Raw genomic sequence first — 6,275 nt, 5'->3', positions numbered from 1 at the left:
CGTCGATCAGCAAGCCGCCTGAACTTCAACTAACCTCATCATAGAGCCCGCTACGCTCGCGCGAAGGCTTCGATCACGCGGCCTTCCTCGTATGCGTACGATATCGGGGCCAGTATCGGCGTCGCGCGCTATCCCGAGGACGGGCAAGGGCTGGAGGAACTGATCTGGGCCGCCGATCTCGCGGCCACCCAAGCCAAGCGCCAGAACGCAACGGTACCGCTGAACTACGACCATTCGCTTGCGGTCGCGCTGCAGCGGCGGGAGCGTATCGCCGACGACATTCCTGCGGGGCTGAAGCAGGATGAATTCTGGCTCGCCTTCCAGCCGATCGTCGCGGCGGCCACGGGCGATCTGCACGGCTTCGAGGCTCTGCTGCGCTGGACCCACCCGACGCTCGGCACGCTATCCCCCGATGAATTCATCCCAATCGCCGAGGAGAGCAACCAGATTGCCATGGTCGGCGCCTGGGTACTGGATCGGGCCTGTGCGGCAGCGGCGCGCTGGCAGCGCGGCGGCGTGCGCGCTGCGGTGGCCGTGAATTGTTCGGTGCGGCAGCTCTCGCAGCCGGAGTTCGTCGATATCGTGCGCGGCGCGCTCACCCGGCACCAGCTTGGAGCGCAATGGCTGCATCTCGAGGTCACGGAATCGGTCTTCATGCCGGCCGACGACGCGCAGACGCTGGCGGTTCTGACGCAGCTCGACGAGCTCGGCATCTGCCTCGCAGTCGATGATTTCGGCACGGGCTATTCCTCGCTGGCGCGGCTGCGCGATTTCCCGATGCGCCAGATCAAGATCGACAAGTCCTTCATCGCCGATATCGACGGGCGTTCGCGCTCGGTGATCGAAGGCGCGGCGCTGATCGCGCGCCGATTCGACCTGCAGATCGTCGCCGAGGGCGTCGAGACCGAGGCGCAGGCCACGGCGCTGCTCTCGCTCGGTATCGATTCCTTCCAGGGCTATCTGGTCGGCCGCCCGGTCGCCCAGCCGCAGACGGCGGTGAACTGCCCCTGGCTCGGCGCCAACGCGGCCGTGGCGGGCTGAGCAGGGGCCGCACCCCCGTATCGGCGGGCGAGGGCGCCTGCGCGAAACGCTGTTCCCTGCATGCAGCACGCTGCTATGGTCGGCTCCACCGGATTTGAAACGGTTGAACCGGCAAGAAACCAGAGGATACGCCATGCCCGCCGCCAGCACGCCCGCCCATGACAAGGTCGCCATCATCACCGGAGCCGGATCGGGCGTCGGACGGGCCGTCGCGCTCGCCTTCCTGAAGGACGGCTATCGCACAGTGCTGGCCGGCCGCCGTGCGGACGCGCTGGAGGAGACGATCGCGCTGTCGGGCGTCGCGGCCGGGCGGGCTCTCGCCGTCCCGACCGACGTCACCGACAAGGCGTCGGTCCAAGCGCTCTTCGCCAAGACAAAGGAGGCGTTCGGCCGGGTCGACGTGCTGTTCAACAACGCCGGCGTCAACGCTCCCGGCGGCATCCTGCTCGAGGACCTCTCGCTGGAAGACTGGCAGAAGGTGGTCGACACCAACCTGACCGGCCCGTTCCTGTGCACGCAGGAGGCCTTCAGGGCGATGCGCGACCAGGTTCCCCAGGGCGGCCGCATCATCAACAACGGCTCGATCTCGGCCCATGCGCCGCGGCCCAATTCGGTCGCCTATACGGCGACCAAGCACGCCATCACCGGTCTGACCAAGACCGCCTCGCTCGACGGCCGCAAATATGGCATCGCCGTCGGCCAGGTCGACATCGGCAATGCGCTGACGGAGATGGCCCGCAAGATGACCACCGGCGTGCCGCAGGCCGACGGCTCCATCAAGGTCGAGGCGGTGATGGATGTCGACAACGTCGCCACCACGGTGCTGCACATGGCGAGCCTGCCTCCGGAGGCGAACGTGTTGTTCGTTACGGTGATGGCGACGAATGCGCCCTTCGTCGGGCGGGGGTGAGACCACCGCGCTGGTCATCCCGGGCGCAGCGAAGCGGAGACCCGGGATCCATGCCGGAACGGTTCAGGCATGGTTCCCGGATCGGCGCCGCTGAAGCGGCTTGTCCGGGATGACGGGGAGGGGGGGATCGATGACTGAGCATCGGGACAGCGCCGTGCTTGTCGAGCGATCGGTCGCCCGCGCCTTCACCCTGACCATCTGGGGCATCGCGCTCGGCATCCTGGCGTTTGCGTGCGGCGTGGTCGCCTGGGCGCTCGCCATCGGCAATCCGCAGCTGTTCAAGGACGGCGTCGACTGGATCTATGACGTCGCGCTTTACGGCATCGCGGCCGTGGTATTCGGCCGTGATGCGCGTGCCGAAAAGCTGGCGGCGTTCGCCATCGGGGCCGTCATGGCGCTGGCGGGCTTTCACACGCTCTACGATCTCTGGGACAAGATCGTCATGCCGCGCCCGATCGAGGTCTGGACGCTCGGCTTCTCGGCGGGCAGCGCGGTCGTCGTTGCCATCCTGATCGTCGTCGTGCTCTGGCGTTTCCGGCGAGAGGACAATCCGGTCATCAGGGCGACCTGGCTGTCGTCCCGCAACGACGTCATCAAGACGCTGGGGTTCGCGCTGGTCGGGCTGTTCGCCCGGGTCATGCCGATGCGCTGGCCGGAATATCTCTTCGACCTCGTCATCGCCGGCATCTGTTTCCAGGCCAGCTGGGCGATCTGGCGCTCGCTGCGGACGAAGCCTGCCGAGGCTCCTGTGCAGAACAAGGCGGCGACAGCCCCGGCCGCCGGGCTATAAAGACGGCACGCTCACGCGCCATGCCGTCCGGGACGTTGCCCATGTCGATTGCCGAGAAGCTGCCCTCCATCCTGATCGCCAATCGCGGCGAGATCGCCTGCCGGGTCATCCGCACCGCCAAGCGGCTCGGTTTGCGCACCATCGCTGTCCATTCCGACGCCGATGCGGAGGCGCTGTTCGTGCAGATGGCCGACGAGGCCTACCGGATCGGCCCGGCGCCGGCGCGCGAGAGCTATCTCGATGCCAGCAAGATCCTGGCGGTCGCCAAGGAGGCGGGCGCCGCCTGCATCCATCCGGGCTATGGTTTCCTGTCCGAGAATGCCGAATTCGCCGAGGCCTGCGCGCAAGCCGGGATCGTCTTCGTCGGACCGCCGGCCTCCGCCATCCGCGCGATGGGGCTGAAAGATGCCGCCAAGGCGCTGGTCGAGAAGGCCAGCGTGCCGGTGGTGCCGGGCTATCACGGCGCCGAGCAGGGCGTCGAATTTCTCGCCGGGGAGGCGCAGCGGATCGGCTACCCCGTTCTGATCAAGGCGGTCGCGGGCGGCGGCGGCAAGGGCATGAAGAAGGTCGATCGGCCGGAGGATTTCGCCGACGCCCTGACCAGCGCCCAGCGCGAAGGCCAAAGCGCCTTCGGTGACGGTCGCGTGCTGGTCGAAAAATATGTGCTCTCGCCGCGCCATGTCGAAATCCAGGTCTTCGGCGACAGCCATGGCAATGTCGTCCACCTCTTCGAGCGCGACTGCTCGCTGCAGCGCCGCCACCAGAAGGTGATCGAGGAGGCGCCGGCGCCGGGCATGACCGAGGAGGTCCGCGCCGCGATGGGCAAGGCCGCGACCGAAGCGGCGAAGGCCGTCGGCTATGTCGGGGCCGGAACGGTCGAGTTCATCGCCGACGGGCGCGACGGCCTGCGTGCCGACCGGTTCTACTTCATGGAGATGAACACCCGGCTTCAGGTCGAGCATCCGGTCACCGAGGCGATCACGGGGCTCGATCTGGTCGAGCTGCAGTTGAAGGTCGCCGCCGGCGAGCCTCTCGGCTTCACCCAGGCCGACGTCACCGCGACCGGCCATGCGGTCGAGGCACGGCTCTATGCCGAGGATCCGGAGAAGGGCTTCCTGCCCTCGACCGGCAAGCTCTGGGCGCTGCAATTCCCGGAAGGCGACGGCATCCGCATCGACACCGGCGTCGAGGCCGGCGACACGGTGACGCCGTTCTACGATCCGATGATCGCCAAGGTGATCGCCCATGGCGCGACTCGCCATGAGGCGCTGGACCGCCTCGGGGCTGCGCTGAGCGAGACGATCGTGGCGGGGCCGCGCACCAACCTGGCCTTCCTGAAGGCGCTGACCGAGGCTCCCGGCTTTCGCGAGGGGCCCTTCGACACCGGCTTCATCGAGCGCAACATTACGGCGCTCGGAGCCGAGCCGCAGCCGCTCGACGCGGCGGCGGTCGCGGCGGCGGCGCTTCAGTTGGAGGAGGAGCGTCAGACGGAAGGTCTGCTTCGGGCGGCTGAACGGGCCGATGGCGAGGCCCGCTCGCCCTGGCTTGTGGCGGACGCGTTTTCGCTGATGCCGCGCCCCGCGCTCGGCCTGCCGCTCCTGGTCGATGGCGAGCGGGTCGAGGCGCGGATCGAGTGGCATGAGGAGGGCGCCCGCGTCAGCCTGCCCGGCCATCAGATCGGCGAGGGCGAGCACGAGATCGCGCTGGCGCAGGGCGAGCGCGGCACCTGGCTGGCGCTGCACCGCGGCCGGCAGACGGCCGTTTCGCTGTTCGACCCGTTCAGTGTCGATCTCGACGCCGCGGCCGGCTCGGGCGGCGTCGTCAAGGCGCCGATGCATGGCAAGCTGATCGCGCTGTTTGTCTCGGCCGGCGATGTCGTCAGCAAGGGCCAGCGGCTCGCCATCGTCGAGGCGATGAAGATGGAGCATGTGCTGACGGCACCGCGCGACGGCACGGTCAGCGAGATCGGCGCCGCGCCAGGGGCTCAGGTGGCGGAAGGCGCCAAGGTGGTGGTGCTCGGCGACTAGGCGAATCGTAGGAGTCGCTTGCGGCCGTTTGCTCGCTCGACAGGCGAGGATAGCCCGTCACTGCGAGCGCAGCGAAGCAATCCAGAACGGCAGTGCTCGACGTTACCTGGATTGCTTCGCTGCGCTCGCAATGACGGCGGCCAGCCGGACTACCCCATCCGTCCGATCACCGGGAACTGCTCGACCTCGTAGATCTGCCCCGAGACCGGCGCGCTCTCGTCGGAGAGCCAGAAGGCGGTATGCGCCGCGATCTCCTCGGGCTGCATGATGCGGCCGCTCGGCGCCTGACGGACGGGCACATGCTTCTCCCAGCCGGGCTTCTGCCCCTCCTTCTGCTGGGTGGCGTCCTCATTGGCGGTGAAGGTCCAGCCGACATTGAGCTGGTTGAGGCGGATGCGCTCCGGGCCGAGCGAATCGGCGAGGTTGCGCGTCATCGTCATCAGCGCGCCCTTGGACATGGAATAGACGGTCAGGCGCGGCAGGCCGCACCAGGCGTTGATCGAGCCGACGGTGACGATCGCGCCGCCCGAGCCTTGCGCGCGAAAAGCCCGCGCCGCCGCTTCGGAGGCGAGCAGCGGGGCGCGGACATTGACGGCGAAGATCTCGTCGAAGAAGTCGACCGTCGTCCCGGTGACCTCGCCGCGGGGATAGATGCCGGCGTTGTTGACGAGGCCGTCGATCCGTCCGAAGGCCGCGACCGTGGCATCGACCAGGGCCTGCGGCGTCTCGGGATCGGCGAGGTCGCCGGTCACGGGAGCGGCCTGGCCGCCCAATTCGCGGCAGACGCCCTCGACTTCCTCGCGATCGCGGCCATGGACCACGACCTTGGCCCCCTCGGCGACCAGCCGCTCCGCCATGGCGTGGCCGATGCCGTTCGAGGAGCCTGTGACGAGAATGGCCTTGCCTGTCAGTCCGCGCATCAAAATCTCCTTGTGTCTTGGGGTGCCCTGCGGCCTGCCGTCGCGCAGGCAGCTTCGCGCAGCGCGGCTGTGGAGAGCAACGCCGCTGGCGCTGGTCCGGTTGCCGTGCCCGCACTAGATTGCCGGCCATGCCGCTCCATCTCCTCAAGCTCTGCGTCGGCGCCGATTCGATCGGCGATCTGGAAGATTGGATCGAGGAGCGCCTGACACTGGAACGGCGACTGGGCCGGACGGCCGAGCAGATCCACACCACCCGCATGGTGCCCAAGCGCCTCGACGAGTTGCTCGACGGAGGCTCGCTCTATTGGGTGATCAAGGGCCAGATCAGCGCGCGGCAGAAGCTGCTGGCCGTGCGCCCTTTCACCGATGGCGACGGAATCGGCCGCTGCCATCTTGTGCTGGAACCGGTGGTCGTGCCCGTCGAGCCGCGTCCCTGCCGGCCGTTCCAGGGCTGGCGCTACCTCACCGAGAAGGATGCGCCGCGCGATATCGACGGCCGCAGCGGCGATCTTGGCGCCATGCCGGAGGCGTTGCGGCGGGAGCTTGCGGAGCTGGGGCTGCTGTAGAGCGCCATTCCAGTCGTGCGC

At 68.3% G+C, this 6,275-nt stretch carries 6 protein-coding genes; 5 read left to right on the top strand and 1 reads right to left on the bottom strand.

Annotated features, from left to right (window positions below; translation table 11 throughout):
- The first annotated feature begins 72 nt into the window (after nucleotides 1-72).
- The 4 genes from ACFPN9_RS00240 (at nucleotide 73) to ACFPN9_RS00225 (ending at nucleotide 4,768) form a co-directional block, all read left to right on the top strand.
- Complete coding sequence (locus tag ACFPN9_RS00240; protein WP_377814881.1) at nucleotides 73-1,041, top strand: putative bifunctional diguanylate cyclase/phosphodiesterase; 969 nt, start codon at nucleotides 73-75, stop codon at nucleotides 1,039-1,041.
- 133 nt (nucleotides 1,042-1,174) lie between these two features.
- Nucleotides 1,175-1,951 (top strand): SDR family oxidoreductase, encoded by a 777-nt coding sequence (locus ACFPN9_RS00235; protein ID WP_066719192.1) that lies wholly within the window; start codon nucleotides 1,175-1,177, stop codon nucleotides 1,949-1,951.
- A 130-nt stretch (nucleotides 1,952-2,081) separates the two neighbouring features.
- Nucleotides 2,082-2,741: a cation efflux transmembrane domain-containing protein gene (locus ACFPN9_RS00230; RefSeq protein WP_066719194.1), complete on the top strand. Its 660-nt coding sequence runs from the start codon at nucleotides 2,082-2,084 to the stop codon at nucleotides 2,739-2,741.
- 41 nt (nucleotides 2,742-2,782) lie between these two features.
- The gene (locus ACFPN9_RS00225; RefSeq protein WP_066719198.1) at nucleotides 2,783-4,768 is read left to right on the top strand and encodes an acetyl/propionyl/methylcrotonyl-CoA carboxylase subunit alpha; all 1,986 of its coding nucleotides are present in this window, start codon (nucleotides 2,783-2,785) and stop codon (nucleotides 4,766-4,768) included.
- A 149-nt stretch (nucleotides 4,769-4,917) separates the two neighbouring features.
- On the opposite strand, the gene ACFPN9_RS00220 is transcribed toward ACFPN9_RS00225, so the two are convergent.
- Entirely contained in the window at nucleotides 4,918-5,688 is a 771-nt protein-coding gene (locus ACFPN9_RS00220) for an SDR family NAD(P)-dependent oxidoreductase (RefSeq protein WP_066719201.1), read from the bottom strand.
- Nucleotides 5,689-5,816: 128 nt separating this feature from the next.
- Here ACFPN9_RS00220 and ACFPN9_RS00215 point away from each other — a divergent pair, with 128 nt between their 5' ends.
- A complete protein-coding gene (locus ACFPN9_RS00215) occupies nucleotides 5,817-6,254 on the top strand; it encodes a DUF1489 family protein (RefSeq protein WP_066719204.1) in 438 nt (145 codons plus the stop codon).
- Nucleotides 6,255-6,275 lie beyond the last annotated feature (21 nt).

The sequence above is a fragment of the Allobosea massiliensis genome (assembly GCF_042655245.1).
GTDB classification, from domain to species: Bacteria; Pseudomonadota; Alphaproteobacteria; order Rhizobiales; family Beijerinckiaceae; genus Allobosea; species Allobosea massiliensis.
Note: the sequence above shows the minus strand (reverse complement) of the source record. Positions and strands in the feature narration are given on the sequence as shown.

Coding starts and splice junctions, on each gene's coding strand:
- ACFPN9_RS00235 (WP_066719192.1), top strand. CDS start 1,175: ATGCCCGCCGCCAGCACGCCCGCCCATGACAAGGTCGCCATCATCACC.
- ACFPN9_RS00230 (WP_066719194.1), top strand. CDS start 2,082: ATGACTGAGCATCGGGACAGCGCCGTGCTTGTCGAGCGATCGGTCGCC.
- ACFPN9_RS00225 (WP_066719198.1), top strand. CDS start 2,783: ATGTCGATTGCCGAGAAGCTGCCCTCCATCCTGATCGCCAATCGCGGC.
- ACFPN9_RS00220 (WP_066719201.1), bottom strand. CDS start 5,688: ATGCGCGGACTGACAGGCAAGGCCATTCTCGTCACAGGCTCCTCGAAC.
- ACFPN9_RS00215 (WP_066719204.1), top strand. CDS start 5,817: ATGCCGCTCCATCTCCTCAAGCTCTGCGTCGGCGCCGATTCGATCGGC.